Source organism: Micromonospora sp. BRA006-A (assembly GCF_033433935.1).
Lineage (GTDB): Bacteria > Actinomycetota > Actinomycetes > Mycobacteriales > Micromonosporaceae > Micromonospora > Micromonospora aurantiaca.
This window is the reverse complement of sequence record NZ_JANCLW010000001.1, coordinates 4,825,805-4,851,431: the sequence shown is the minus strand read 5'-3', so window position 1 is coordinate 4,851,431 and position 25,627 is coordinate 4,825,805. Positions and strand designations below refer to the sequence as shown.

General features: G+C 73.0%; 23 protein-coding genes. 8 read left to right on the top strand and 15 right to left on the bottom strand.

Annotated elements, in window-relative coordinates; all coding sequences use genetic code 11:
* Positions 1-163: 163 nt before the first annotated feature.
* From NMK34_RS21935 to NMK34_RS21920, 4 genes are all read right to left on the bottom strand, one after another.
* Positions 164-370, bottom strand: coding sequence for a hypothetical protein (locus tag NMK34_RS21935; protein ID WP_318334993.1), 207 nt, complete (start codon positions 368-370; stop codon positions 164-166).
* Positions 371-523: 153 nt separating this feature from the next.
* Positions 524-1,570, bottom strand: a complete 1,047-nt coding sequence (trpD, locus tag NMK34_RS21930; RefSeq protein WP_318334992.1) for an anthranilate phosphoribosyltransferase — start codon at positions 1,568-1,570, stop codon at positions 524-526.
* An 81-nt stretch (positions 1,571-1,651) separates the two neighbouring features.
* Positions 1,652-2,050: a hypothetical protein gene (locus NMK34_RS21925; RefSeq protein WP_318334991.1), complete on the bottom strand. Its 399-nt coding sequence runs from the start codon at positions 2,048-2,050 to the stop codon at positions 1,652-1,654.
* A 104-nt stretch (positions 2,051-2,154) separates the two neighbouring features.
* Positions 2,155-3,108, bottom strand: a complete 954-nt coding sequence (locus tag NMK34_RS21920) for a cytochrome c oxidase assembly protein (protein WP_412098907.1) — start codon at positions 3,106-3,108, stop codon at positions 2,155-2,157.
* Positions 3,109-3,216: 108 nt separating this feature from the next.
* Here NMK34_RS21920 and NMK34_RS21915 point away from each other — a divergent pair, with 108 nt between their 5' ends.
* From NMK34_RS21915 to NMK34_RS21895, 5 genes are all read left to right on the top strand, one after another.
* Positions 3,217-3,816 carry a heme-copper oxidase subunit III gene (locus NMK34_RS21915; RefSeq protein WP_120568759.1) on the top strand — a complete coding sequence of 200 codons (600 nt, stop codon included), beginning with the start codon at positions 3,217-3,219 and terminating at the stop codon, positions 3,814-3,816.
* Positions 3,817-3,888: 72 nt separating this feature from the next.
* Positions 3,889-4,722, top strand: coding sequence for a cytochrome c (locus NMK34_RS21910; RefSeq protein WP_013287693.1), 834 nt, complete (start codon positions 3,889-3,891; stop codon positions 4,720-4,722).
* Positions 4,723-4,789: 67 nt separating this feature from the next.
* Entirely contained in the window at positions 4,790-5,878 is a 1,089-nt protein-coding gene (locus tag NMK34_RS21905) for a ubiquinol-cytochrome c reductase iron-sulfur subunit (protein WP_318334990.1), read from the top strand.
* Positions 5,875-7,506 carry a cytochrome b N-terminal domain-containing protein gene (locus tag NMK34_RS21900; protein ID WP_318334989.1) on the top strand — a complete coding sequence of 544 codons (1,632 nt, stop codon included), beginning with the start codon at positions 5,875-5,877 and terminating at the stop codon, positions 7,504-7,506. The genes NMK34_RS21905 and NMK34_RS21900 overlap by 4 nt, the downstream gene beginning before the upstream one ends.
* A gap of 210 nt (positions 7,507-7,716) precedes the next feature.
* Positions 7,717-8,385 (top strand): DUF4142 domain-containing protein, encoded by a 669-nt coding sequence (locus NMK34_RS21895; RefSeq protein ID WP_120568762.1) that lies wholly within the window; start codon positions 7,717-7,719, stop codon positions 8,383-8,385.
* A gap of 61 nt (positions 8,386-8,446) precedes the next feature.
* On the opposite strand, the gene NMK34_RS21890 is transcribed toward NMK34_RS21895, so the two are convergent.
* The 5 genes from NMK34_RS21890 to NMK34_RS21870 all read right to left on the bottom strand — a co-directional run bounded on the left by NMK34_RS21890 (position 8,447) and on the right by NMK34_RS21870 (position 13,897).
* The gene (locus tag NMK34_RS21890; RefSeq protein WP_013287689.1) at positions 8,447-8,734 is read right to left on the bottom strand and encodes an Lrp/AsnC family transcriptional regulator; all 288 of its coding nucleotides are present in this window, start codon (positions 8,732-8,734) and stop codon (positions 8,447-8,449) included.
* Positions 8,735-8,786: 52 nt separating this feature from the next.
* Entirely contained in the window at positions 8,787-9,662 is an 876-nt protein-coding gene (locus NMK34_RS21885) for a nucleotidyltransferase family protein (RefSeq protein ID WP_318334988.1), read from the bottom strand.
* Positions 9,659-10,186 (bottom strand): NUDIX hydrolase, encoded by a 528-nt coding sequence (locus tag NMK34_RS21880; RefSeq protein WP_318334987.1) that lies wholly within the window; start codon positions 10,184-10,186, stop codon positions 9,659-9,661. The genes NMK34_RS21885 and NMK34_RS21880 overlap by 4 nt, the downstream gene beginning before the upstream one ends.
* A 39-nt stretch (positions 10,187-10,225) precedes the next feature.
* A complete protein-coding gene (locus tag NMK34_RS21875) occupies positions 10,226-12,013 on the bottom strand; it encodes a RelA/SpoT family protein (RefSeq protein ID WP_318334986.1) in 1,788 nt (595 codons plus the stop codon).
* A gap of 129 nt (positions 12,014-12,142) precedes the next feature.
* Positions 12,143-13,897, bottom strand: coding sequence for a DEDD exonuclease domain-containing protein (locus tag NMK34_RS21870; protein WP_318334985.1), 1,755 nt, complete (start codon positions 13,895-13,897; stop codon positions 12,143-12,145).
* A 127-nt stretch (positions 13,898-14,024) separates the two neighbouring features.
* Between NMK34_RS21870 and NMK34_RS21865 the strand changes: the two genes are divergently transcribed.
* Positions 14,025-15,422, top strand: a complete 1,398-nt coding sequence (locus NMK34_RS21865) for an NYN domain-containing protein (RefSeq protein ID WP_318334984.1) — start codon at positions 14,025-14,027, stop codon at positions 15,420-15,422.
* Between the two features lie 65 nt (positions 15,423-15,487).
* Here NMK34_RS21865 and NMK34_RS21860 read toward each other — a convergent pair whose 3' ends face one another.
* Positions 15,488-15,724, bottom strand: a complete 237-nt coding sequence (locus NMK34_RS21860; protein ID WP_318334983.1) for a hypothetical protein — start codon at positions 15,722-15,724, stop codon at positions 15,488-15,490.
* A 509-nt stretch (positions 15,725-16,233) separates the two neighbouring features.
* Here NMK34_RS21860 and NMK34_RS21855 point away from each other — a divergent pair.
* Together NMK34_RS21855 and NMK34_RS21850 are read left to right on the top strand one after the other, a co-directional pair.
* On the top strand, positions 16,234-17,493 hold the full coding sequence (locus NMK34_RS21855; RefSeq protein ID WP_318334982.1) for a M48 family metallopeptidase: 1,260 nt from the start codon (positions 16,234-16,236) through the stop codon (positions 17,491-17,493).
* A complete protein-coding gene (locus tag NMK34_RS21850; protein WP_318334981.1) occupies positions 17,490-18,614 on the top strand; it encodes a glycosyltransferase family 4 protein in 1,125 nt (374 codons plus the stop codon). The genes NMK34_RS21855 and NMK34_RS21850 overlap by 4 nt, the downstream gene beginning before the upstream one ends.
* A gap of 45 nt (positions 18,615-18,659) precedes the next feature.
* Here the strand turns inward: NMK34_RS21850 and NMK34_RS21845 are convergent, their stop codons facing one another.
* The 5 genes from NMK34_RS21845 to NMK34_RS21825 form a co-directional block, all read right to left on the bottom strand.
* Positions 18,660-20,336: a bifunctional diguanylate cyclase/phosphodiesterase gene (locus tag NMK34_RS21845; protein ID WP_318336397.1), complete on the bottom strand. Its 1,677-nt coding sequence runs from the start codon at positions 20,334-20,336 to the stop codon at positions 18,660-18,662.
* Between the two features lie 76 nt (positions 20,337-20,412).
* Complete coding sequence (locus tag NMK34_RS21840) at positions 20,413-21,225, bottom strand: SAM-dependent methyltransferase (RefSeq protein WP_318334980.1); 813 nt, start codon at positions 21,223-21,225, stop codon at positions 20,413-20,415.
* A gap of 195 nt (positions 21,226-21,420) precedes the next feature.
* Positions 21,421-22,089 (bottom strand): response regulator transcription factor, encoded by a 669-nt coding sequence (locus NMK34_RS21835; RefSeq protein ID WP_013287678.1) that lies wholly within the window; start codon positions 22,087-22,089, stop codon positions 21,421-21,423.
* 7 nt (positions 22,090-22,096) lie between these two features.
* Entirely contained in the window at positions 22,097-23,791 is a 1,695-nt protein-coding gene (locus tag NMK34_RS21830) for a GAF domain-containing sensor histidine kinase (protein WP_318334979.1), read from the bottom strand.
* A 14-nt stretch (positions 23,792-23,805) separates the two neighbouring features.
* Positions 23,806-25,608, bottom strand: coding sequence for an AMP-dependent synthetase/ligase (locus tag NMK34_RS21825; RefSeq protein ID WP_318334978.1), 1,803 nt, complete (start codon positions 25,606-25,608; stop codon positions 23,806-23,808).
* Positions 25,609-25,627: the final 19 nt, after the last annotated feature.

Genomic DNA, 25,627 nt, shown 5'->3' with positions numbered 1-25,627 from the left:
AGGCGTAGCGGCGCAGGAATGGCCCGGCGCGGGAACGACGGGCTCYGGAGGAGCGCGGTGCGGCTCGGGAGGAGCGCGGTGCGGCTCGGGAGGAGCGTGAGCGGCGCGGGGGAGCGCGAGGCGGCGCGGGAAGAGCGAAGACGGGCGCCGACAGGGGTGGAGGTCAGGCGGCCTGGGGGTGGGAGGGGCGGCGGGCGCGGCGGCCGGACAGGCGGGTCGGGCGGAACGTGAACGTGGCGATCACCACTGCCGCGCCGCAACCGGTGCAGATCAGCTCCGGACAGTCGGCGCCGTGCCCGTCGCCGCACGGCGGCGCCTCGAACAGCACGACGCCCTCGCAGGTGTCACAGTGCAGCTCGCGGTCAGACACGGGTGGCTCCTCTCGCTCCGGGCACCGGCCGGGGCGGGAAGCCGCCGGCCGGTGGACAGAAGACCGAAAAAACGGGATAGACCGAAAACGGATAGACCGAAAACGGAAAATAACTCCCGTGTAGTTTGGCACGCGGGTACGACAACAACGGCATCAGGCCGCGCGTGCCACCTCGATCCAGCGCTCCAGCGTTGCCGCCGCGGCGCCGGAGTCGACCGCCTCGGCGGCCCGGTCCAGGTTGGCCCGCAGCACCTCGTGCAGATCGCCGTCGAGCGGACCCTGGGTGGCAAGCGCGACGGCGGCGTTGACCAGCACCGCGTCCCGTACCGGGCCGGTCTCGCCGGCGAGCAGGCGGCGGACCACGTCGGCGTTGTAGACCGCGTCCCCGCCGCGCAGGTCGGCCAGGGTGGCCCGGGGCACACCGAGGTCCGTCGCGTCCAGCACGGCCTCGGTGACGGTGCCCTGCTGCGCCACCCAGACCCGGGTGGGTGCGCCGGTGCTGAACTCGTCCAGGCCGTCCTCGCCGCGTACCACGATCGCGGAGTCACCACGGGCCGCGAAGACGGCGGCCATCACCGGGGCCATCCGCTTGTCGAAGCAGCCCACCGCGCCCGCGCGGGGCCGCGCCGGGTTGGTCAGCGGGCCGAGGAAGTTGAACGCGGTGGGTACGCCGATCTCGCGCCGGACCGGGCCGGTGTGGCGCATGCCGGGGTGGAAGCGGGCGGCGAAGCAGAAGCCGATGCCGGCCTCGGTGACGCAGCGGGCCACCTGCTCGGGCTCCAGGTCGAGGGGTACGCCGAGCTGCTCCAGCACGTCCGCGGTGCCGCAGGAGGAGGAGGCGGCCCGGTTGCCGTGCTTGACCACACGGACCCCGGCCCCGGCGACCACCAGCGCCGCCATGGTGGAGATGTTCACCGTGTGGGCGAGGTCGCCGCCGGTGCCGACCACGTCCAGCGCGCTCGCGCGTACTTCCTCGGGAAGGTGCACCGGCACCGCGCGGGTCAGCATGGCCTCGACCAGGCCGCCCAGCTCGGCGGGGGTCTCACCCTTGGTGCGCAGCGCCACGGCGAACCCGGCGATCTGCGCCGGGGTGGCCGAGCCGGCCATGATCTCGCCCATCGCCCATGCGGTGTCGGCGGTGGAGAGCTCCTCGCCGCGCAGCAGCGCGTTGAGCAGAAGCGGCCAGGTCCGTTCGCCCATGGCGGGCCTCCCGAGCGGCGTGAGGAATGCGGTTGGGGCGCGCCACGGCCGCGTCGCGGTGGCGCGCGAAGACCGGAGGGGTCAGGCCGCGGCGTGCGTGCGGCGCAGCAGCTCCGCCACGGTGCTGCCGGCGACCACCGGGTCCAGCGGGTGGGTCAGCGTGGCGTCGACCTCGGCGTACGCGGCCAGCCAGCGGTCGGCGGCGCGGGCGAGCACCACGCAGGTGGGCGGCGCGTCGTCCCGGTCGTCCTTGATCTGGCGGGCGATGCCGATGCCGCCGCCCGGGGTCGCCTCGCCGTCGAGCAGGAGCAGGTCGATCTCGTAGTCGTCGACCAGCCGGACGCAGGCGTTGTAGTCGTCGGCCTCGACGAACTCGATCTCGAGCCCGGGCGCCGGCCGGGTGCCCACGGCGAGCCGCATCCGGTCGCGGACCTTCGGGTCGTCGCTGTAGAGCAGGACGGTGCAAAGACGATCGCTCATCGTGACGTGGCTCCCACCTCGTAGCTGCCCGCTGATCGTAGCGGTCGTCACATCCGGGCCGTCGCCCCGCCCGGCGGGCTCGGGGCGTACCCCGGAACGGGCCGTCAGGCGCTCGTCTCCGCGGCGCGCTGGCGGGCCTCCTGGCGGTCCAGCTCGCGGTCGAGCCGCCGGGCCTCGCGCTCGGACTGCTTGACCCACTGGACGACCAGGACGGCGAGCATGGTGACGCTGACGAACTCGCCGCCGGCCCACAGGATCCCGCCGGCGACCACCTGGTCGTTCCAGGGGTCGGACCAGGACAGGTTGAGCGACGGGTACCAGTCGCCGCCGAACAGCGTGGTGCTCTGCATGATGGTCAGGCCGAGGACGGTGTGGAACGGCACCGAGAGCAGCATGAGCAGCGCACGGCCCGGGTACGGCCAGCGGCCGGGCAGCGGGTCCAGGCCGAGCAGCGGCCAGAAGAACACGCAGCCGGTGGCGATGAAGTGCGCGTGCACCAGCTCGTGCGCCCATTCGTGGCGCAGGGTGAACTCGTAGAGGTCGGTGAAGTACAGCGCGAACGGGTTCACCACGAAGATGGCGAACGCCACAAGCGGGAAGCTGTAGATCCGGATCACCTTGCTGTGCACGATCGCGAGCAGCCGCTTGCGGGGCCGTGCCGCCAGCGTGCGCAGCGCCAGTGTCATCGGCGCGCCGAGCGCCAGGAAGATCGGCGCGATCATCGACAGCACCATGTGCTGCACCATGTGCACCGAGAGCAGGGCGGTGTCGTACGCGCCGAGGCCGGTGAGCGTGACCAGGGCGATGCCGCCGAGGCCGGGGCCGAGGAACGACACGGTACGGATGACCGGCCAGCGGTCGCCGCGCAGCCGCAGCCGGTGCACCCCGTAGAGGTAGAGGCCCGCGGCCAGGACGATGCCCAGCGTGAGCCAGCTGTCCAGCCGGGTCTCGGTGAGGACCCGGGTCACGGTGAACGGCGGCGGGGCGCCCTCGCCTCCCGCCGCCAGTGTCGCCGGAACAGCCGAGGTGACGGCGCGGATCTGATCGACGTGCAGCACGCTTTTCAGGGTAGGTCAGGCGAAGCGGACCACCACGATCGGGCCACGGAAGGGACCGGTTTGGCACCCCGCTGATCGTCGGTCCCGGTCAGGGGCAATAATGACCGCGTGACTGCGGCCCCAGCCATTGACAAGAGCCGGATCCACTCCCTGACCCGACCCAACATGGTCAGCGTCGGGACGATCGTGTGGCTCTCCAGCGAACTCATGTTCTTCGCGGCGCTGTTCGCGATGTACTTCTCCATCCGCGCGGCGGCGCCGGAGCAGTGGGAGAAGCACACCGAGGTGCTGAACATCCCGTACGCGACCACGTTCACGGTGATCCTGGTGCTCTCCTCGATCACCTGCCAGATCGGCGTGTTCGCGGCCGAGCGCGGCGACGTCCACGCTCTGCGCCGGTGGTTCACGATCACCTTCGTGATGGGTCTGATCTTCGTGCTCGGTCAGCTGAACGAGTACCGGACCCTGGTGCACGAGGGCGTGAAGATCAACGAAGACGGTTACGGGTCGATGTTCTACCTCACCACCGGCTTCCACGGTCTGCACGTGACCGGCGGTCTCATCGCCTTCGTGATCTTCATGATCCGTACCACGATGGGCCGGTTCACCCCCGCCCAGGCGACCTCGGCGATCGTCGTGTCCTACTACTGGCACTTCGTGGACGTCGTGTGGATCGCGCTCTACGCCATGATCTACTGGCTCCAGTGATCTTGGCGCGTCACGAACCGCGCCGCTGCTCCGTCCCCTGAGACAAGGTCCAACCGGTTAAGGACACAGGTCATGACTTCTGACAACGACCGCCGACGCGGTCTGCTCGCGCGGCTGCGCGGGCGGCCCGTAGCGCGCAGCAGGGGCCGCCGCCGGCTGGGCGCCGCGGTCCGGCTGTTCGCCGCGCTGATGCTGGCCGGCGGTGCCTACACCGTCTTCGCCCCCGGCGTGCAGGCGCAGGACAACCCTCCGTTGACCGCCGCAGGCAACGAGGGCAAGGCGCTGTTCGACGTGAGCTGTGTGACCTGTCACGGTCGCAACGCCCAGGGCGTCGAGGGCCGCGGTCCGAGCCTGATCGGCGTCGGAGCGGCCTCGGTCGAGTTCCAGGTCAGCAGCGGTCGCATGCCGATGGCCCGGCAGGAGGCCCAGGCCATGCGCAAGCCGCCGCAGTTCACCGACGAGCAGGTGCGCCAGCTCGGGCAGTACATCCAGGAGCTCGGCGGCGGCCCGGAGGTGCCCAACGGGGACCTGCGTGAGGGCGCCAACCTGTCCACCGGTGGTGAGCTGTTCCGGATCAACTGCTCGCAGTGCCACGCCTTCAGCGGCGGCGGCGGCGCGCTGTCCTCCGGCAAGTACGCGCCGAGCCTGGCGCCGGCCAGCGACCGGCAGATCTACGCCGCGATGCTGAGCGGCCCGCAGAACATGCCGGTGTTCGGCGACAACCAGATCACGCCCGAGGAGAAGGCGGACATCATCGCCTACATCCAGGAGACGCTGAAGCACGACGGCGACCCGGGCGGCTTCAACCTGGGCCGCTACGGCCCGTCGACCGAGGGTCTCGCGATCTTCCTGGTCGGCATCGTCGCGCTGGTCTTCGCGAGCCTGTGGATCGCGGGCAAGTCGTGACCGGACGGATCAATGCTTCCAGTGCTGTGGCGCCGACCCCCGGCGTCACCCGTAGCGAGGTGACGGCATGAGCACCCACACCGAGCACCAGGCCCAGCAGGGCCCGGAGCCGCTCGACGTGAACGACCCCCGGCTCTCCCGGTTCGACGTCGTCCAGGAGGGCGCGCGGCGCGACGACATCGAGATCGTCCACTACGAGCCGCAGGTGGTCCCGGGCAGCAAGGCCGAGCGCCGGCTGACCCGCACGGTCGCCCTGATGTTCCTGCTGACCGGCGTCTTCGCGACCGCCTTCCTGGTGGTCTACATCTGGTGGCCGTGGCAGTGGGAGCCGGGTACCGGCGGCGACAAGCTCTACACGCCGCTGCTCGGCGTGACCCTCGGCCTGGCGCTGCTGGGCATCGGCTTCGGCATCCTGACCTGGGGCAAGAAGCTGCTGCCCAAGGAGGTCTCGATCCAGGACCGGCACGACCAGGCCGACGACCCGGAGGGTCGCAAGATCACCGGCGAGACCATGCTCTACCTGGCCGACGAGATGGGCGTCCGTCGCCGGCCGCTGCTGGGCATCTCGCTGCTCGCCGGCCTGGCGCCGGTGGGCGCGGTGGCCGCGGCCCCGCTGATCGGTGGCCTGATCGAGCAGCCGCACAAGAACAACCAGATGTTCACCACCGGCTTCCAGCCGGGCGAGGGCGGCAAGAAGATCCGGCTGATCCGTGAGGACGGCCGCCCGATCCGCCCGGCCGACGTCAGCGTCGGCGGCCAGCTCACCGTGTTCCCGGGCATCGACGGCGGCGTGAGCAACCTGCACGCCGACTCGCCCACCCTGCTCATCCACCTGCGGGAGGACGACGCGCAGAAGTCGCGCGCCGCGAACGAGCGCAAGGGCCACGGCGACTACATGTGGGGCAACTACGTCGCGTTCTCCAAGATCTGCACGCACGCGGGCTGCCCGGCCAGCCTCTACGAGCAGCAGACCAACCGCCTGCTCTGCCCCTGCCACCAGTCGCAGTTCCTCATCACCGACAACGCCAAGCCGATCTTCGGCCCGGCGAACCGGCCGCTGCCGCAGCTGCCGATCGAGGTGGACGAGGAGGGCTTCTTCGTGGCGAAGTCCGACTACACCGAGACCATCGGTCCCGACTTCTGGGAGCGGCCATGAAGCGCCGAAAGTTTGATGCGGCCGCGCTGCCGGCCAAGAGCGCGCGGGCGGTGGACGACCGCTTCCAGGTGGCCACGCCCCTGCGCAAGCTGCTGAACAAGGTCTTCCCCGACCACTGGTCGTTCCTGCTCGGCGAGATCGCGCTGTTCTCGTTCATCGTCCTGCTGCTCACCGGCGTCTTCCTGACGTTCTTCTTCGAGCCGGCGATGACCGAGGTCATCTACAACGGCAGCTACGCGCCGCTGCGGGGCACCCCGATGTCGGCCGCCTACGCCTCCAGCCTGGACATCTCGTTCGATGTCCGGGGTGGTCTGATCATGCGGCAGATGCACCACTGGTCGGCCCTGCTGTTCATGGCCGCCATCGTGGTCCACATGCTGCGGGTCTTCTTCACCGGCGCGTTCCGCAAGCCGCGTGAGACCAACTGGATCATCGGCTCGCTGCTGTTCTGGGTCGGCTTCCTGGCCGGCTTCACCGGCTACTCGCTGCCGGACGACGGCCTGTCCGGCACCGGTCTGCGGATCGCCTCCGCGATCATCCTGTCGATCCCGGTGATCGGCTCCTGGGTCAGCTCGTCGATCTTCGGCGGGGAGTTCCCCGGCACCATCATCATCAGCCGCTTCTTCATCGCCCACGTGCTGCTCGTCCCGGGTCTGCTGGTGGCGCTGATCAGCGTGCACCTCGGCCTGGTGTTCAAGCAGAAGCACACCCAGTGGCCCGGCCCCGGCCGGACCAACTCCAACGTGGTCGGCGAGCGGATGTTCCCGCGCTACGCGCTCAAGCAGGGCGGCTTCTTCATGGTCGTCTTCGGCGTGATCGCGCTGATGGGCGGCCTGTTCCAGATCAACCCGATCTGGCTGTTCGGCCCGTACGAGGCGTGGGTGGTCTCGGCCGCCAGCCAGCCCGACTGGTACGTCATGTTCCTCGACGGCTCGACCCGGCTCATGCCGGGCTGGGAGATCCACATCCCGATCGGCAACGGGTACGTCATCCCACCGTTGTTCTGGCCGACTGTGGTGCTACCCGGAATCCTGGTCGGCCTGTCGACGATGTATCCGTTCCTGGAGGCGCGCCGCCTCAAGGACTACAAGCACCACAACCTGCTCCAGCGGCCCCGGGACGTTCCGGCCCGGACCGCCGTGGGCGCCATGGCGCTCGCCTTCTACATCGTGCTGACCCTCTCCGGGGCCAACGACGTCATCGCGGACAAGTTCCACATCAGCCTGAACGCGATGACCTGGGCCGGCCGGATCGGCCTGCTGATCCTGCCGCCGATCGCGTACTACATCACGTACCGGATCTGCCTGGGTCTGCAGCAGCACGACCGGGAGGTGCTGGCCCACGGCGTGGAGACCGGCATCATCAAGCGGCTGCCCGACGGCCGGTTCGTCGAGGTCCACCAGCCGCTCACCTCGGCCGACGGCCACGACGGTCACCCGCCGGCGCTGGACTACGTCGGCTGGGTGGTGCCGAAGAAGATGAACCGGCTCGGTGCCCTCGGCCCGGCGATCCGGGGTTTCTTCTACCCGATCGAGAAGCCGGCCGAGGCGCCGGTCTCGCCCGGGCACCCGCCGGTCGAGGCCCGGCCGGAGCGGGAGGAAATCGGCAGCGGCGAGAGCCGTCGCTGACCCTCCCCGGTACGACTGACAGTGGCGCCCGCCGGATCATCCGGCGGGCGCCACTGCCGTTTCCGCCCCGGTCGTCCCGTTCCCTCCCGCGCACGCCGGGAGGCCGGTGCGCCGACCGCCGTCGCCCCCGACACGGACGGGTGGAATCGCAGGAATAACCCCGGTCAGCCGGGTATCCGTGCGGTCCGACGTCTCATGGGGGAGGAACGAATGTTGGGAATCAAACGCCTGGGCCTGCTGGCCGCGCTGGTGGTCGTGGGGCTGGCGCCCGCCGCCGCGTCGCAGGCTGCGGCGCAGCCGTCGACGCAGGACACGCAGTACCTGCAGGCGGTGCACCAGGTCAACCTGTTCGAGATCACCGCCGGTAACCTGGCCCAGCAGAAGGGTCAGAACCAGCAGGTCAAGGACCTGGGCAAGATGTTCGTGACGGACCACACCCAGCTGGACCAGACGGTGCAGTCGACCGCGCAGCAGCTCAACGTGCAGTTGCCGGCCGACCCGACCGCCGACCAGCAGAAGGTCCTGGACAAGCTGAACAACCTCAGCGGGGCCGAGTTCGACAAGGCGTGGGTGACCGCGCAGCTCGCCGGCCACGTCCAGGCGATCCAGGCCACCCAGACCGAGATCTCGCAGGGCTCGGAGCAGTCGGTGGTGCAGATCGCGCAGGACGCGCTGCCGGTCCTCCAGGCGCACTACGACGCGCTCGTGGCCCTGGCCCAGACCCTGGGCGTCCCGGTTCCGCAGACCAGCGCCAGCGGCACGCCCAGCCCGGGCGGCACCACGTCCCCGGGTGGCACCGAGTCGCCGGCTCCGGGCGGCACCGAGACCGAGGAGCCCGCTCCGGGTACCACGGAGACCCCGGTGCCCAGCCAGAGCTGACGTACCGCACGGTCGACGGTGGCCGGTCCGCCCGCGAGGGCAGGCCGGTCACCGGCTCGTGTCAGTCGGCGTTCGCCAGCCCGATCGCGAACGCCTCCTCCAGGTCGTGCTGGGAGTAGGCGCGGAACGCGATGTGCGACTCGGTGTTGAGCACGCCCGGCACCTTCGAGATGCTGCCGGCGATGACCTGGGCGATCTGCTCGAACTCCCGGACCCGGACCATGGCGATCAGGTCGACGTGCCCGGCCACCGAGTAGACCTCGCTGACGCCGGGCAGGTTGGCCAGGGTCTCGGCCACCTCGGGGATGGAGTCGGTGGCGCAGTCGATCAGCACGATCGCGGTGATCACGGGACGGTTCTCCGTTCGTCGGCGACGAGGCCCATGCTAGAGCCCGCGCCCCTCACCGCGCGGCCGGGACGGTCAGGTCGTCCCCGGCCCGGATCACCTCGCGCAGGCGTTCCCCGGCCGCGACGCTCGCGCCAGGCCACACCACCGACCGGTCCACGTCGCCGTGCACCAGCGCCCCGGCGCCGACCACCGAGCCGGTGACCCGGCCGGTCACCGTCGCCGCCGGGTCCACCAGCCCGTCCGGTCCGGCCGCGTGCAGGTTGGCGGCCAGGTAGTCGGCCGGGGTGCCGGTGTCGTAGAACGTGCCCCGGTAGGGCACGACGGTGAGCGCCCCGGCGGCCTCCGCGGGCCGCCACACCGTCCGGACCAGGTCGCCGAACGTGGCCGGCAGGTCGCGGACCAGCCGCCACGGCAGCAGCGAGAAACCCACGAACTCGTGGCCGTCGAAGGTCCCGGGGGCGTGCGGGTCGCCGGCGGGCCGGCCGAGCAGGCGTACGCCGTGCCCGTCCCACCCGTCCAGCAGCGCGGCGATGTCCGGGCCGGGCGGGGCCTGCGGGTCGGCCAGGTACGCGTCGGCGTTGCCGACCAGCACGCCCCGGCCGTCGATCCAGTCCCGCAGCCGGCCCACACCCCCGGCGGTGCCCAGCGGAGCGTCCGGCTCGACCGACAGGTGGGCCCGGTCGCCCACCCGCGCGACCACCTGGTCACCCAGGTAGCAGGCGTTCACCGCGACCCGCTCCGGGCCGGTCAGGCCGAGCCCGGCCAGCCGCGCCAGCGCCCGGTCAAGCAGCGGGACGTTCCCGACCGGGCAGAGCGCCTTCGGTACCCGCTCGGTGAGCGGCCGCAGCCGGGTGCCCTCGCCCGCGGCCAGCACCACCGCGCACACCTCGACCCCCGGTGCCGCGGTGCCCGCGTACGGGGTGCTCACGCGACCGGTGGGTGCTCGCCGGCGCGCGGGCCGATGCCGTAGTACCCGAGCAGGTTGGCGGTGGCGCGGCTGAGCCTGGGCAGGTCGTCGAGCGGGTGGAAGGCGGCCTCGAACACCTCGGCGCCGTCCACCTTCAGCTCGGTGGTCGACGCGGGAACCTCGGCCTCGAAGACCACGTCGACCCAGCCCTTGGCGTGCACCACAGCGTTCGGCACCGCCGGGCGCAGCGCGTCGGGGGACAGGCGGACGCCTGATTCCTCGTACAGCTCGCGGGCGGCGCCCACCACCGGGGCCTCGCCGCGTTGCAGCAGCCCGGCCGGCAGCGTCCAGCTGTACCCGGGCGGCTGGCGCAGCAGCAGGATCCGGCCCGCGCCGGTGGCCTCCGTGTCCTTGACCAGCGTGACCGCGCCGACGATGTACTTCGGTACGGCCAGCCGGACCAGCCGCCGCCGCAGCGGGACCGGAAGCCGGTAGAAGATCTGGTAGCCGAGGGCCCGTCCGGTGGCACGCGCGCGGGGGATCATGTCGTCCAGGCTAGTGGTCCCGGCGCGGACCGGCTCCGTCTACTGCCTGTGGTCGACCAGATCGATCAACTGCTGGACCACCGTGTCCGGCTCGACGGTGCGGTCGAAGACCGCCACCAGCAGCGTCTCCAGGTCGGGGTAGCCCAGTTCCTCGGACAGCCGCAGCAGCGGCAGGTCGCTGGCCAGGCCCCGGTTGTGCTTGCGCAACGCCAGGCCGATCGAGGCCCGGCCGAGCCGGACCTTGTCGGCGATCGAGATGCCCGGCTCGGTGTGCTCGGCGAACCAGCGGTTGATCTGCATCTGGGCGTGCGGGGACTTCACGAAGCCCAGCCACTCCCGGCGCGGGCCGCGCGGGGCCACGTCCGCCTCGAAGCCGCTCTCCGCGTCGTTCTCGGTGAAGATCTCCACCACGTCGCCCTCCTCCAGTTCGGAGGCCAGCGGCGCGAGCCGGCCGTTGATCCGGGCGGCCAGGCAGTGGTCGCCGCGCTCGGTGCCCAGCTCGTACGCGAGGTCGACAGGGGTGGCCCCGGCCGGCAGCACGACCTGCCGCCCGTCGGCCACCACCTGGATCTGCGCCTCGGACAGGTCACAGCGCAGCGACTCCATGAACTGGGTCGGGTCGACCGTCTCCTGCTCCCAGTCGAGCACCCGGCGCAGCCAGGCCAGCTCGTCCGCCCGGTCGGCGCCCCGGCCCGCGGCCCGGGGGAACCGGTAGTGGGCGGCCACGCCGTACTCCGCGGAGCGGTGCATCTCGGTGGTGCGGATCAGCACCTCGACGGTGCGGTCCTGCGGGCCGCAGACGCTCGTGTGCAGCGACCGGTAGAGGTTGTTCTTCGGGGAGGCGATGAAGTCCTTGAACCGGCCCGGCACCGGCCGCCACAGCCCGTGCACGGCGCCGAGCGCGGCGTAGCAGTCGGTCGCCGGACCGTCCACCACGATCGCGATGCGGGGCAGGTCGAACGGGGCGGCGTGGTCGCCGGCGACGGTGTCCTTCCAGATCGAGTAGAGGTGCCGGGGGCGGGGGGAGACGTCGGCGTCGACCCGGTTGCGGCGCAACGCCGCCCGGGTACGGGCCACCACGTCGGCCAGGTAGGCGTCCCAGCCGGGCCGGTCGTGCACGAACCGGGCGATCCGCGCGTGCTCCTCCGGCCGCAGGTGCAGCAGCACCACGTCGTCCAGTTCGCGTTTGAGCGTCTGGATGCCCAGCCGGTCGCAGAGCGGGACCAGCACCTCCTGGGTCTTGCGGGCGATCCGCTCCCGGGATGCGGCCGAGCGGACGCCGAGCGTCCGCATGTTGTGCAGCCGGTCCGCCAGCTTGATCACCAGCACCCGGACGTCCTTGCCGGCCGCCACGATCATCTTGCGGACGGTCTCCGCCTCGGCGGCCTTGCCGTAGAACGCCTTGTCGAACTTGGTCACGCCGTCGACCAGGTGGGCGACCTCACGGCCGAAGTCCTCCTGGAGCGCCTGGAGCGTGTAGCGGGTGTCCTCCACCGTGTCGTGCAGCAGCGCGGCGACCAGCGTGATGGTGTCCATGCCGAGGTCGGCGCAGATCTGCGCCACCGCCAGCGGGTGGGTGATGTACGGCTCGCCGCTCTTGCGGAACTGGCCGCGGTGCATGTTCTCGGCGATCGTGTAGGCCCGGCGCAGCACCGAGGCGTCGGCGCTCGCGTGGATGCCGCGATGGGCGCGGACCAGTGTGGTGACCGGGTCGCCGTCGGCAGTGGGCCAGGTGAGCAGGGAACGCAGGCGGCGGGTGAGCGGTAGTTCGCCCTGGGCAGGGAGCGCGCCACCCAGGGCGGCGCCGTGTCCGGCGTCGACGTCCACCTGGGACACCTCCTCACCCCGGCCCTCGGCCACCGGGGACCGGCGGCCGGGAGCAGAGCCCGCGAATCGGGCAGGTCTGCACTCCTTTAACAGACTAAGGGAGTCGAGGTAGTCCGATCGGTCAGTTGGTCATGAGCGTTCGGTCGAGAGTTTGGGAGATCCGCCGTTCTCCGCCTTCGTCAGCAGGTCGCGGAAACGCCCCGCGCCGGCCACCGGCGAGGCCCATCCGTCTGTCGTCTCGACCAGCCGGGTCTCCGGTCGTTCCAACCAGGACAGGATCCGCTCGGTCTCCTCGGCGGTGGCGGCCGGCACCGGGCCGTGCCCGGGCAGCACCGTCTCGGCGGTGGCCCGGATCGCCGCGATCGTTGGTCGCGGGTGGACACCCGGCGGGGACACCCCGGCCCCGGCCAGCCGGCCGTGCCGCACCAGCGCCAGTTCCCAGCCGCCCCGGGCGGCCGGACGGGCGGCGGCCAGCTCGGCGATGCCGGTCAACGCGGCCAGCCGTTGCATCCGGACCGCCGCGCGCAACACTGCCACGAGCCGGCCGCGGACCACGGCCGCCTCCTCGTACCGCTCGACGGCCGACAGCACCTCGATGCGGGCGAGCAGCGCGTCCACCACCACTCCGGGGTCGTCGCTGGTGGCGGTGCGGAACGGCGTCGCCGCTGCGTCGTCGTACTCCTCGGGGGTGATCTTGTGCTCGCAGGGTGCCGGGCAGCGGCCCAGCTCGGCCAGCGCGCAGGCCGGCATGGTGGTGCGCCGGGAGAGCCGGTGTGTGCACTGCCGCAGCGGCACCGCGTCGTGGAAGCCGGCGGCGGCCAGCTCCGCCGCCTGCCGGGACCGGAACGGCCCCAGGTAGGCCGTGTCGGTGGGCGCGATGTCGCGCACGATCGACAACCGGGGGTACGCCTCGTCGGTGAGCTTCAGCCACACCTGGCGCTCCGGATACTTCGACCTGCGGTTGTACGGCGGCGCGTGCGCCGCGATCAGCCGCAGCTCACGGACCTCCGCCTCCAGCGAGTGGGCGCACTCGACCGCCTCCACCCGCTCGGCGGCGGCGAGCATCTCGGAGATCCGGGCGCGCTTCTCCGCGGCGGTGAAGTAGCTGCGGACCCGGGTGGCGATGTCGCCGGACGTGCCCACGTAGAGCGGCCGGTCGTCGGCGGCCCGGAAGATGTAGACGCCCGGCACCTTCGGCAGCCCGTCGGCGAGGTGCCGCTTGCGGCGCTGGGTGGGGGTGACCGCGCGGGCGAACTCGATCGCCTCGCCGACCGTGCCGACCCGGTGCCCGCCGAGGCGGCCGATCAGCCCGTGCAGCACGTCGACTGTGGCCTTGGCATCGTCGAGCGCGCGGTGGGTGGGCTGGGTCGCGGTGCGGAAGTAGGCGGCGAGCGTGCCCAGCTTGCGGTTGGGCACCTCGTCGCGGGTGAGCACCCGCCGGGCCAGCGCGGCCGTGTCCAGCACCCGGGGGTTGGGCCAGCGGTAGCCGTGCTTCGCGCAGGCCGCCTTGAGGAAACCCACGTCGTACGGCGCGTTGTGGGCGACGAGCACGGCGTCGCTGATGAACTCCAGGAAGCTCGGCAGCACCTGCTCGATCGGCGGGGCGGGCAGCAGCATGGCCTGGGTGATGCCGGTGAGCACGGTGATGAACGGCGGGATCGGCACGCCCGGGTTGACGAGCGTGGCGAGCACGCCCAGCTCCTCGCCGCCGCGCACCTTCACCGCGCCGATCTCGGTGATCCCGCCGCCGTCGGGAGCGCCGCCGGTGGTCTCCAGGTCGACCACCACGAAGGTGGTCGCGTAGAGCGGCAGCGCCGGGTCGACGCCGCTGCCCGCCGGGTCAAGGCCGGCCAGCGACTCCTGGACGTACTCCGCTCGTGTCACCCGCCGGACGCTAGCGGCACGGTCCGACACTCCCGTCACTGCGGCCCCAGGAGATACCACGGGGGTACGATGAGAGATCGGCTCACTCACCGGGCGGTGGGCCCGTTCGGGGTGGGAGACTTGCCTCATGCCCCTCAGCGAGCCGTACGACGACTACTCCTCCGCGGAGGAGCCGGTGGTCGGCGTGCCCGCCGATGAGGACGCGCCACCCGCGATCGAGCCCGAGCCCGTGCTGCCCGAGCCGGTCCGCCAGCGGATCGTCACGCTGACCGCCGCCGTGTTGCCCGGCCTGCCCGCCGACGAGGTGCCGGTGCCGCTGCGGCGGGTCGCGAAGTTCGCCCCCAACCGTCGCGCCCGGCTCGGCGCGCCCGCGATCGCCGCCCAGCTCACCGCCGACCCGCTGTTCCGGCAGCGGATCACCGCCCGGGTGCTCGCCGACGCCGGCGACCTCGGCGCGGCGGTGGTCGACGGCACCGCACCGGCCGCCGCCGACCCGGTCGAGGTGGCCGCCCTGGCCTACCTGGCCCGGCCCCGCGGCTGGCGGGAACTGATCGACGCGAGCGGCGAGGCGGTACGCGCCGAGGCGGACAGCGCGGTCGTGGCCGAGCTGGTCCGCGAGGCCGAACAGCGGGCCGCCCGCGCCGAGCACGACCGGGCGGTGGCCCGGGTCGAGGCGGAGAAGCTACGCGACGAGCTGGCCCGGGTCCGGGAGGAACTGGGTCAGCTCCGCGAGGAGGCCCGCCAGTTGACCCGTACCCTGCGGGAGACCCAGGCCCGCGAGCGCAAGGCCACCGAGATGCTCGCCACCGAGCGGGGACGGGCGGCCCGTGCCGCCGCCGACGCGGACGCGGAACTGCGCCGCGCCCGGGCCCGGCTCGCCGAGGCGGAGGCCGCCGCCGGGGTGGCCCGGGCCAGCGCCAAGGAGGCCCGCTCGGTCGACGACGCGCGGCTGTGGCTGCTGCTGGAGACGATCGGCCAGGCCGCCGTGGGGCTGCGCCGCGAGCTGGCGCTCGACCCGGTGGACAAGCTCCCCGCCGACTTCGTCGCCGACGCGTTCGCCGAGCAGCCGGGCGCCGCCCAGGCCGGCCCGTCGACGCGGGCCCGCGACACCGACGACCCGGCCCGCCTCGACCAGTTGCTCGCGCTGCCGCGGGCGCACCTCGTCGTGGACGGCTACAACGTGACGAAGCGCGGCTTCGGCGAGATGTCGCTGGAGCAGCAGCGCAAGCGGCTGATCACCGGGCTGGGCGGGATCGCCGCGCAGACCGGGGACGAGGTCACAGTCGTCTTCGACGGCGCCGAGCGGATCCACGGCCTGCCCCCGGCGCCGCGCGGCGTGCGGGTGCTGTTCTCCCGCAAGGGCGAGACCGCCGACGAGCTGATCCGCCGGCTGGTCCGCGCCGAGCCGGCCGGGCGGCCGGTGGTCGTGGTCTCCTCGGACCGCGAGGTCGCCGACGGGGTACGCCGGCACGGCGCGTACCCGCTGGGCGCCGACTCGCTGCTGCGGCGCCTGGCCCGGTCCTGACCCCGGTTCCTCCTCTCTGCTGTGCGATCGACTCCAGATCGAGGACGTGGTGGGAACGCGCGCCGTCAAGCGATCCGGCGGCGGCGGGCGGGACGGCGGGGTGCGGGTGCCAGTGTCGGAGCGGGCGCAGCGGCCGGCGCGGGTGGCAGCACCTCCACCTCGAATCCGGCTCGCGCGAACACCTCGATCGCCCGGTGCTCGGCCGGGCCCAGGTCGGCCGGGTCGGAGTCGAGCAGGGCGGTCACCAGGCAGCCGGAGCAGCCGGCGCCGCGGTTGCCGCAGGTGTCGCAGTCGATGAGCATCAACGCCTCCTGACGGGTCGCCGGTGGCGGGCGGGGAAGGAGCCGCCACCGTCGGTCACCACGACGCTAACGCTCGGGTATGACAGAACCGGACAACGAGGCAGCACCCGCCGCGAAAGCGAACCCAGTACCCGAAGTGGCGCGATCAGCGCGAGCGGCTCTCATCCGCGTGCCGGGTGTGTCGGAACCGGTGAGAGGGGTGGGGTGAGCGCGATATGACCAGGAGTCATGACTATGACCGAGAGTCATGTCGCGTGCGGTGAGGCATCCGTCCAGGCCCCGCCGGCCGCACCCGCCCGCAAGACGGGCCTCTGTCACCGGCCGCACCGAGCAGCCGTCGGAGCAGGCCGGCCGCCGCATCTCTGCACGCCCGCGCCGGCGCATCGCTGCTCCGGCCTAAGCTGCGTCGTCTGTCCGCTACGCGGCCGTCGGGCCGGGCAATAGGATGGGCGGTCACGGCGGGAGGGGAGCGGCATGACGCGGACGCGGCACGACGGCGGGGCGGGCCGGTGACCCCGCGCGCCTGGGCGCTCCTGACCCTGGGCGGCCTGGTTGTCGCGCTGCTCGTGGCGGTGGCGCTGCTGGTGCCGTGGAGCCGTCCGCCGGCGCCCCGTGCCGACCAGCTCGCGGCACTGCGTGACCTCCCGGCCGAGCAGGTGAGCCGGGGCCGGGCCTTCCACGGCGCGCTGCGCCCGGCGGCCTGGTCGGCGCTCGCAGTCGGGCTGGTGGTGGCGCTGCTGCTCGGACTGACCCCGCTGGGCGGGCGCCTGGTCGAACTGGTCGGCCGGCCCTTCGGCGGGCACTGGATCGCGCAGGCGGTGCTCGGCGGGCTCGCCGTCATGTTCCTCGCCGACCTGCTCACGCTGCCGTTCGCGGCCTGGCGCCGCACCGTGCTGGTCCGCTACGGGCTGAGCACCCAGAGCTGGGGCGGCTGGGCCGTCGACCTGCTCAAGTCGTACGCGGTCAGCGCGGTGATCGGCGCGCTGGTCCTGCTCGGCTTGTACACGGTGGTGCGGCTCGCCCCGCGCTGGTGGTGGGCGTTCGGCGCGGCCGGCGCGGCGGCCCTGGTGGTGGTGCTGTCGTTCGTGCTCCCGGTGCTGGTCGAGCCGGTGTTCAACCGGTTCACCCCGATGGAGCCGGGTCCGCTGCGCACCGAGCTGACCGCGATGGCCGCCCGGGACGGCGTACCGGTGCGTGACGTGCTCGTCGCCGACGCGTCCCGGCGCACCACAGCGGTGAACGCGTACGTCTCCGGGCTCGGCCCGACCCGGCGGGTGGTCGTCTACGACACGCTGCTGCGTGAGGCGGAACCGGCCGAGGTGACCAGCGTGGTCGCTCACGAGCTGGGGCACGCCAAGGACCGGGACGTGTGGACCGGCACCGTGCTCGGCGCGCTCGGCGCCGCCGCCGCGGTGGTGGCGCTCTACCTGATCGGCTCGTGGACGCCACTGCTGCGGCTCGCCGGCGTCGACTCGATCGCCCAGCCGCGGGCGTTCCCGCTGCTGATCGCGCTGGTCACGGTCGCCGGGCTGCTCGCCACCCCGGCGCAGGCGCTGGTCTCGCGCCGGATCGAGGCCCGCGCCGACGCCCACGCGCTGGCGCTCACCGGCGACCCGGCGACGTTCGAGGCGATGCAGCGCCGGCTGGCCGGGGTCAACCTGGCCGACCCGGACCCGCCGCGCTGGGAGCGCCTCTGGTCGGCGACCCACCCGTCCACCGTGGAGCGGATGGCCGCCGCCCGCGCCTACGCCAGGGAGTCCGGCCGATGAGCCGCACCTTGCTGATCACCAACGACTTCCCGCCGCGCCCCGGCGGCATCCAGTCGTTCGTCCACAACCTCGCGGTGCGCCAGCAGCCCGGCTCGGTGGTGGTGTACGCGTCGAGCTGGCGCGGCGCGGAGAAGTTCGACGCCGACCAGCCGTTCGAGGTGGTCCGGGAACGGACCCGGGTGCTGCTGCCCACCCCGCTGATCGCCCGGCGGGCGGCGCGGCTGGCGCGCGCGTACGACTGCGACACCGTGTGGTTCGGCGCGGCGGCACCGCTGGGCCTGCTCGCCGCGGGCCTGCGGCGGCGGGCCGGGATCCGCCGGGCGGTGGCGCTGACCCACGGGCACGAGGTCGGCTGGGCGGCGCTCCCAGGCGCCCGGTCGGCGCTGCGCCGGATCGGGCGGGGCGTGGACGTGACCACCTACCTCGGCGAGTACACCCGGGCGCGGCTGGCCCGCGTGCTGGACGGGCTCACCGAGCTGCGGCGGCTCGCGCCCGGCGTGGACGTGGACACCTACCACCCGGACGCCGACGGCGGGCGGGTCCGGTCACGGCTCGGGCTGTCCGACCGGCCGGTGGTGGTGTGCGTGTCGCGGCTGGTGCCCCGCAAGGGCCAGGACATGCTGATCCGCGCGCTGCCGGAGATCCGCCGCCGGGTGCCCGACGCCGCGCTGCTCGTGGTCGGCGGCGGTCCGTACCGCTCGACGCTGGAGAAGCTGGCCCGGCAGACCGGGCTGGAACGCGACGTGGTCTTCACCGGCTCGGTGCCCTCGGCCGAACTGCCCGCGCACTACGCGGCCGGCGACGTGTACGCGATGCCGTGCCGCACCCGCAACCGCGGGCTGGACGTCGAGGGCCTCGGCATCGTCTACCTGGAGGCGAGCGCGACCGGGCTGCCGGTGGTGGCCGGTGACTCCGGCGGCGCGCCGGACGCGGTCCGCGAGGGGGAGACCGGGTACGTGGTCGGCGGCCGGGACGTGGCCCGGCTCGCCGACCGGGTCGCCACGCTGCTCGCCGACCGGGATCTGGCCCGGCAGTTCGGCGCCGCCGGCCGCGCCTGGGTGGAGCGGGAGTGGCGCTGGGAGACGCAGGCACAGCGGATGGCCGCGCTGCTGGCCGGCTGACCGCGCCGGCCGGATCAGGAAGGCCGGGTCAGGGCGACGGCCGCGTCAAGAGGCCGCGTCGACGTGGGCGGGCACCCGGCCCAGGTGCGGCGCGGCCGGGCCGGGACGGCCGAAGTGCCAGCCCTGCCCGGCGTCGCAGCCGATCGCGCGCAGCCGGTCCGCCTGGTCCGCCGTCTCCACGCCCTCGGCGGTGACGGTGAGGTCAAGCGCGTGCGCCAGCGAGACGAGCGAGGCGAGGATCCGCTCGTCGGTGCCGCAGCCCGGCGCGCGCAGGCCGGTCACGAACTCGCCCGCCACCTTCAGCTCGTCGACCGGCAGATCCCGCAGGTACGCGAGATTGCAGTAGCCGGTGCCGAAGTCGTCGATGGCGACCCGGACCCCGAGGTCACCGAGCACCCGTAGCGCGCGCACCGGCTCGACCACAGTGCTCATCATGGTGCTCTCGGTGATCTCCAGTTGCAGCCGGTGCGGCGGCAGGCCGGTGCGCCCGAGCACACCGCGTACCTCGGTCACCAGGTCGGTGCGGTGCAACTGCCGGACGGCGAGATTGACGCTGACGAACGGCGCATCGCCGTCCGCGCCCGGCCAGGTGCCCGCCTCGCGGCACGCCTCGGCCAGCACCCAACTGCCGAGCCGGACGATCAGCCCGGTCTCCTCGGCCAGTGGGATGAAGCTGTCCGGCCGCAGCACACCCAGCTCCGGGTGACGCCAGCGCACCAGCGCCTCCATGCCGAGCACCCGCCCGTCGCGCAACGACGTCAGCGGCTGGTAGTCGAGGTAGAACTCGCCCCGGTCCAGCGCGGCGGGGATCGCCGCGGACAGCGCGTACCGGGCCAGCTCGCGGCGGTTGCGGTCGGCGTCGAACAGCGACCAGCGGGCCCCGCCGGCGGCCTTGGCCCAGTGCAGCGTGCTGTCGGCCGCGCGCATCAGGTCCATCGGCGAGGTGCCCGCGACCGGGCGCTCCACGATGCCGATGCTCGCGGACACGGTCAGCTCGTGACCGTCGACGAGCGCCGGTTCGCGTACCGCGGCAAGGGCCGCCTCGGCGACCTTCACCACGTCGTCGGTGCCGGCGGTGCGTTCGACCAGGATCACGAACTCGTCGCCGCCGAGCCGGGCGACCAGGTGTTCGCCGAGCGCCCGGTGCAGGCGCTGCGCCACCGTCACCAGCAGCGAGTCGCCGATCTGGTGGCCGAGGGAGTCGTTGACGACCTTGAACCGATCCAGGTCGAGGAAGCAGACACCGACCCGGTCGGCGCCCCGCCCCGGCGCGGTGATCGCGGCGGTCAGCCGTTCGGTGAACAGCGTGCGGTTCGGCAGGCCGGTGAGCGGGTCGTGAGTGGCCTGGTGCCGGAACCGGGCCTCGCTGTCGCGCAGCGCCCGCTCCGCCTGCGCCCGGGCCATCATGGCGGCGCGGCGGATGGACTCCTGCTCGTCCAGCGTGCGGTCGCGCAGCGCGCGGGCGTACCCGGTGGCGACGGTGGCGAGCAGCCGGGCCATCCGGTCCTCGACGTCGTCGACGACCAGGTCGAGGTCGCGCACCAGGCGTAGCTGGATCACCTCGACGGTGCGGCCAAGCCCTTCCGCGGAGGCGATGTGCGCCTGCACCAGCTCCGCGCCGACCTGCTGGCCGATCCGCAGGTCGAACGGCTCGGCGCGCAGCGCCTGCGCCAGCCGGTCGGTGAGCCGTTGCAGCATCTCCTCCAGCTGCGACTGGGTCATCGGCAGGTAGCTGGTGCCGGACACCGCCTTGGCCCAGGCCCGGGCGAACACCCCGGGCCTGCTGCGGGCCGCGTCGTCACCCACCGAGCCGCCCGACCCCGCCCATGAACACGGCCCGTTCGGCGTTCTCCGCCTGGTCGGGGGAGTCCGGCCGCCACTGCGGCACCCACACCACGCCCGGGTCGACCAGCTCGAAGCCGTCGAACAGCGCGGTCAGCTCGGCCCGGCTGCGGATCCAGAGCTGGCTGTCGGTACGCCGGTAGACCCGCTCCGCCTCCGCTCGTTCGCCGGTGCCGGCCCGGCCGTCCTCGCTGGCCTGGGAGAGCACCAGGTGGCTGCCGGGCGCCAGCGCCCCGCGCAGCGTCCGCAGGATCTCCTCGGGGCGGTCGGCGTCCGGGACGAAGTGCAGCACCGCCACGATCATCACGGCGACCGGCCGGGTGAAGTCCAGCAGCCGGGTGACCTCCGGGTGGGCCAGGATCGCCTCCGGGTTGCGCAGGTCCTCCTGGAGCACGGCGGCGTGCGCGTTGCCGGCCAGGATCTCCTGGCTGTGCGCCACCGCCACCGGGTCCACGTCGACGTAGACCACGCGCGACTCCCTGTCGATCCGCTGGGCGATCTCGTGCACGTTGCCGACGGTCGGGATGCCGGAGCCGATGTCGAGGAACTGGCGGATGCCGGCCTGGGCGAGGTACTGCACCGCCCGGCGCAGGAACGCGCGGTTGGCCTGCGCCATCAGCGGCGCCTCCGGCACCGCCTCCACCATCGCCCGGGCCGCCGCCCGGTCGGCGGCGAAGTTGTGCGAGCCGCCGAGGTAGTAGTCGTACATGCGGGCGACGCTGGGGCGCTCGATGTCGATCGTCTCGGGTGCCCAGTCCGGCCGCTGCATGTCCTGCCCCTCGGGTGTCGGCGACACGCGGTCGTCACCGCCGCGCGGATCACCCGGGTATTCTGCCCCTCCGCCGTCGCGCTGCAAAGACCGCCGTCACTGCGCGTCCGGCCGCTCACCGTCAGCGACCAGCCGGGGCCGGAAACGCCGAGAGGCCCGCGTCCGTGGCGGACGGGGCCTCTTCGGCGGTACGCGTCAGAACTTCGGCGCGTCCGGGGCCTCCAGCAGCCCCAGCCGCAGCGCCGTCATCAGCGCCTGCGCCCGGTTGGCGGCGCCCAGCTTCTCGTAGAGCTTGGAGATGTGGGTCTTGGCGGTCGACTCGCTGACGAACAGCTGCTTGGCGATGCCGGCCACGCTCATGCCGTCGGCGAGCAGCCGCAGCACCTGGCCCTCACGGGGGGACAGCTGCGGGCCGGACGGCGCCAGCCGGCGCTTCATCGCCTCGGCCAGGTCGGCGGCGGTGAACGCGCTGGGGGAGGAGGCGGCGTGCCGGGCGGCGGCCACCACCTCGTCGGCCGGGGCGGTCTTCGGCACGAACGCGCTCGCACCCGCCTCCAGGGCGCCGAAGAGCTGGTCGTCACCGGCGTACATGGTGAGCACGACGATGCCCATGGACGCGCTGGACTTGCGCAGGGCGCGGGTGGCCTCCAGGCCGCTGCCGTCGGGCAGGCGGAGGTCCATGATCACCACGTCGGGCTGGAGCGCGCCGGCCTGGCGCACGCCCTCCGCCGCGGTGGCCGCCTCGCCCACGACCTCGAACTGGCGGTCGCGCTCGAACGCGTGACGCAGCCCCTTGCGGATGAGGTCGTGGTCGTCGACCAGGAGAACCTTGGTACGGGTGGCCGGTGTCGGACTGCTGGTCATCCTCGGGTTACTCCCCTTCTGCTGCTGCGGCGCTGCCGCGCACCTTATCGCGCCGGGGCGACGAACCGAGCACCACCGCCACAGTCGTCCCACTCGGCTGTCGCGGCCTGATCTCCAACCGGCCTCGGATACGTTCCGCCCTCTCGGCCATGATCGCAAGGCCATAGTGCCCGTCCGGGCGCTGGTCACCGATGCCGTGACCGTCATCCGACACTTCGATTCGGGTGTACGGGGGATCCACCTCGCACGTGACCCACAGGTTCGACGCGCCGGCGTGCTTGCGCGCGTTCGTCACCGCCTCCTGCGCGATGCGCAGCAACTCGGCCTCGGTGGCGGCCGGCAGCCGGGCGGTGGACTCGTCCAGCGACAGGTGCACCCGCAGGCCACCGGACGCGCCGACGGTGCGGGCGTACTCGGCGATGGCGGCGGCCAGGCCACCGTGCCGGTCCACCTCGCTGCGCAGCTCGAACAGGCTCAGCCGCAGCTCGGTGATCACCCGGGTGACCTCCTGGCGCAGCGTCCGCAGCGAGTCGGCGGTCTCGTCCGCGTCCTCGTGCACGGTGGCGAGCGCGTTGTCGATGCCGTACCCGACCATGACCAGTTCCTGAGCGACCCCGTCGTGGATCTCCCGGGCCAGCCGCTGCCGCTCCTCGTTCGTCGCCAGCGAGCGCACCTCGTCGAAGAGCAGCGCCGCCTCCAGCCGCAGCGCCGCCGGGCCGGTCAGCGCCGTCACCCGGGACACCACCGGCGGCGGGTACGCGGCGGCGGTGTCCGCCTCGATCACCACCAATCCGACCGTGCGTACGCCCGCCACCAGCGGGACGATCAGCGCGGAGACCTCACCGGAGTGCCGGGACCGGGCCTGCGAGCGGGCCGAGACGGTCGGCTGCTGGGTGGCCCAGGCGTCGGCGATGGCCGAGTCGGCGTCGAGCGTGGTCTCCCAGTCGACCCGGTCCGCGCCGATCTGCGCGAGCACCACGAGCCGGCCGCCGCCGCTGGCGGACAGCACCGCGCCCCGGTCGGTCTTGGCGACCACCCGCAGCTCCTCCAGCAGGTGCTCGGAGATGCCGCCCGGGTCGAGGGTGGCGCCGGGCAGCTGCCGGGCGACCGTACGGAGCTGGGTGAGCAGGCGGGTCGCCTCGGCGTACGGCTGGGGTTTGCCCTCGCCGCGCACCCGCATGACGCGCTGGAGCGTGCCGGCGGTGTAGAGGCCGAGCCCGGCGAGGATCAGCCACTGCGCGCAGACCGCGAGGTAGCCGACCTGGCCGAGCTGCGGCCCGCCGTCGACCTGGGTGAACGCGGCGCTGGCCAGCAGCGTCGCCGCCGCCACCGCGAGCAGCGCGGCGCCTTCGCGGAACCGGCGGCTCAGCGCGGTCACGGTGACCGGCACGGCGAGGTACGGCAGCACCGCCGAGGCCCCCACCCCGCCGGTCACGCCGGACAGGTGGGTGTCGGCGGCGACCTGGCTGGCGGCCAGCCCGAGCACCAGCACCTCGGCGAAGCGGCTGATCGGGGCGAGCAGCCGGTGTTGGGGGGCGAGCACGGCGGGCAGGCCGGCGACGGCCAGCAGCGCGATCCACCAGAGCTGGGTGGCGTCGCGGGTGGCGAACAGGGTCAGGGTGGCGACCAGCGCGAGGAGGACCGCGCGAGCCGCCGCCGCGAGGGGCTGCGTCGACGGCTGGCGGGATGTGGAGGCGGGCACGTGACGGATGGTAGTCAGCCCCGGTAGATCTCGGCGATCTCCGAGGCGTACGTCTTGTGCACGACCTGACGCTTGACCTTCAGCGACGGGGTCAGCTCGCCGGTGGTCTCGGTGAAGTCCTGCGGCAGGATCCGGAACACCTTGATCGCCTCGGCCTTGGAGACCGCCTGGTTGGCCTGGTCGACCGCGGACTGCACCTCGGCGCGCAGCGCCGCGTCGTCGCGCAGCTCGGCCATGCTCGTGGTCTCCGGGCGCCCCTGCCCGGCCAGCCACTTCGGCAGCGCCTCCTCGTCGATGGTGACCAGCGCGGCGATGAACGGCTGCCGGTCGCCGACCACCACGCACTGGCTGATCAGCGGGTGCGCCCGTACCTGGTCCTCCAGCACCGCCGGGGCGACGTTCTTGCCGCCGGCGGTCACGATGATCTCCTTCTTGCGGCCGGTGATGCTCAGGTAGCCGTCGTCGTCCAGGTGCCCGAGGTCGCCGGTGCGGAACCAGCCGTCGGTGGTGATCGCCTCGGCGGTGGCCGCGTCGTTGTGCCAGTAGCCCTGGAAGACGATGTCGCCGGCGATCAGGACCTCGCCGTCGTCGTCGATCCGGATGGTCACGCCGGGCAGCGGGCGGCCGACGGTGCCGATCCGGGTGCCGGTGGGCAGGTTTGCGGCGGCGGCCGGCGAGGTCTCGGTGAGGCCGTACCCCTCGCAGATGGTCACCCCGACGCCGCGGAAGAAGTGCCCGAGCCGCGCGCCCAGCGGCGCGCCGCCGGAGATGGCGTCGCGGCACCGGCCGCCCATCGCCGCCCGCAGCTTGCGGTAGACCAGCTTGTCGAAGAGGGCGTGCTGCGCGCGCAGGCCCAGCCCGGGACCGCCGGGCAGCTCCTGCGCCTCGCTCCACGCGATGGCGACCTTCTCCGCGCGGTCGAAGATCTTGCCCTTGCCCTCGGCCTCGGCCTTCTGCCGCGCACCGTTGTAGACCTTCTCGAAGACCCGGGGTACGGAGAGCACGAACGTCGGCTTGAAGTCCTGCAGCTCGGCGACCAGGTTCTTGGTGTCCGCGCAGTGCGCCATGGTGGCCCGGGCGTGCACCACGCCGACCTGGATGAGCCGGGCGAAGGCGTGCGCCAGCGGCAGGAACAGCAGGGTGGAGGCGCCCTGGCGGAACAGGTTCGGCAGCACCGGCACCGCGTTGGCGATGTCGGAGTAGATGTTGCGGTGGGTCAGCACGCAGCCCTTGGGCCGTCCGGTGGTGCCGCTGGTGTAGATGATCGTGGCGACGTCGTCGGCCTTGAGCAGCGAGCGGCGGGTCTCCACCTCGGCCCGGTCCACCGACGCGCCGGCGGCGACCAGGTCGCCGACCGCGCCCAGGTCGATCTGCCAGACCTCGCGCAGCTCGGGCAGGCGGTCCCGGACGCCGGCGACCATGGTGGCGTGCGCGGTGCTCTCCACCACCACGGCGACGGCGCCGGAGTCGCCGAGGATCCAGGCGGCCTGCTCGGCGCTGGACGTCTCGTAGATCGGCACGGTGACCGCGCCGGCCGCCCAGATCGCGTAGTCGAACAGGGTCCACTCGTAGCGGGTGCGGCTCATCAGGCCGACCCGGTCGCCGGGGGAGATGCCGGCGGCGATCAGGCCCTGCGCCACCGCCACGACCTCGTCGCGGAACTGGCGGCAGGTGACATCCTCACGCGCGTCCGTCCCCGCGGCGGGGCGGACGAACTGCACGGTGTCCGGGGCGACCTCGGCGTTTTCCCAGACCGGGTCGGTCAGGTTGGCCGCGTCGCCGACGGTGACGATCGGCGGGACGGAGAACTCGCGCACCTGCACTCCCTCGTGCTCT

Bases quoted from the DNA above. Each gene is read 5' to 3' on its own strand.
- trpD (WP_318334992.1), bottom strand. From the start codon at position 1,570: ATGGGCGAACGGACCTGGCCGCTTCTGCTCAACGCGCTGCTGCGCGGC.
- NMK34_RS21925 (WP_318334991.1), bottom strand. From the start codon at position 2,050: ATGAGCGATCGTCTTTGCACCGTCCTGCTCTACAGCGACGACCCGAAG.
- NMK34_RS21910 (WP_013287693.1), top strand. From the start codon at position 3,889: ATGACTTCTGACAACGACCGCCGACGCGGTCTGCTCGCGCGGCTGCGC.
- NMK34_RS21905 (WP_318334990.1), top strand. From the start codon at position 4,790: ATGAGCACCCACACCGAGCACCAGGCCCAGCAGGGCCCGGAGCCGCTC.
- NMK34_RS21900 (WP_318334989.1), top strand. From the start codon at position 5,875: ATGAAGCGCCGAAAGTTTGATGCGGCCGCGCTGCCGGCCAAGAGCGCG.
- NMK34_RS21895 (WP_120568762.1), top strand. From the start codon at position 7,717: ATGTTGGGAATCAAACGCCTGGGCCTGCTGGCCGCGCTGGTGGTCGTG.
- NMK34_RS21880 (WP_318334987.1), bottom strand. From the start codon at position 10,186: ATGATCCCCCGCGCGCGTGCCACCGGACGGGCCCTCGGCTACCAGATC.
- NMK34_RS21865 (WP_318334984.1), top strand. From the start codon at position 14,025: ATGCCCCTCAGCGAGCCGTACGACGACTACTCCTCCGCGGAGGAGCCG.
- NMK34_RS21860 (WP_318334983.1), bottom strand. From the start codon at position 15,724: ATGCTCATCGACTGCGACACCTGCGGCAACCGCGGCGCCGGCTGCTCC.
- NMK34_RS21850 (WP_318334981.1), top strand. From the start codon at position 17,490: ATGAGCCGCACCTTGCTGATCACCAACGACTTCCCGCCGCGCCCCGGC.
- NMK34_RS21845 (WP_318336397.1), bottom strand. From the start codon at position 20,336: ATGACCCAGTCGCAGCTGGAGGAGATGCTGCAACGGCTCACCGACCGG.
- NMK34_RS21840 (WP_318334980.1), bottom strand. From the start codon at position 21,225: ATGCAGCGGCCGGACTGGGCACCCGAGACGATCGACATCGAGCGCCCC.
- NMK34_RS21835 (WP_013287678.1), bottom strand. From the start codon at position 22,089: ATGACCAGCAGTCCGACACCGGCCACCCGTACCAAGGTTCTCCTGGTC.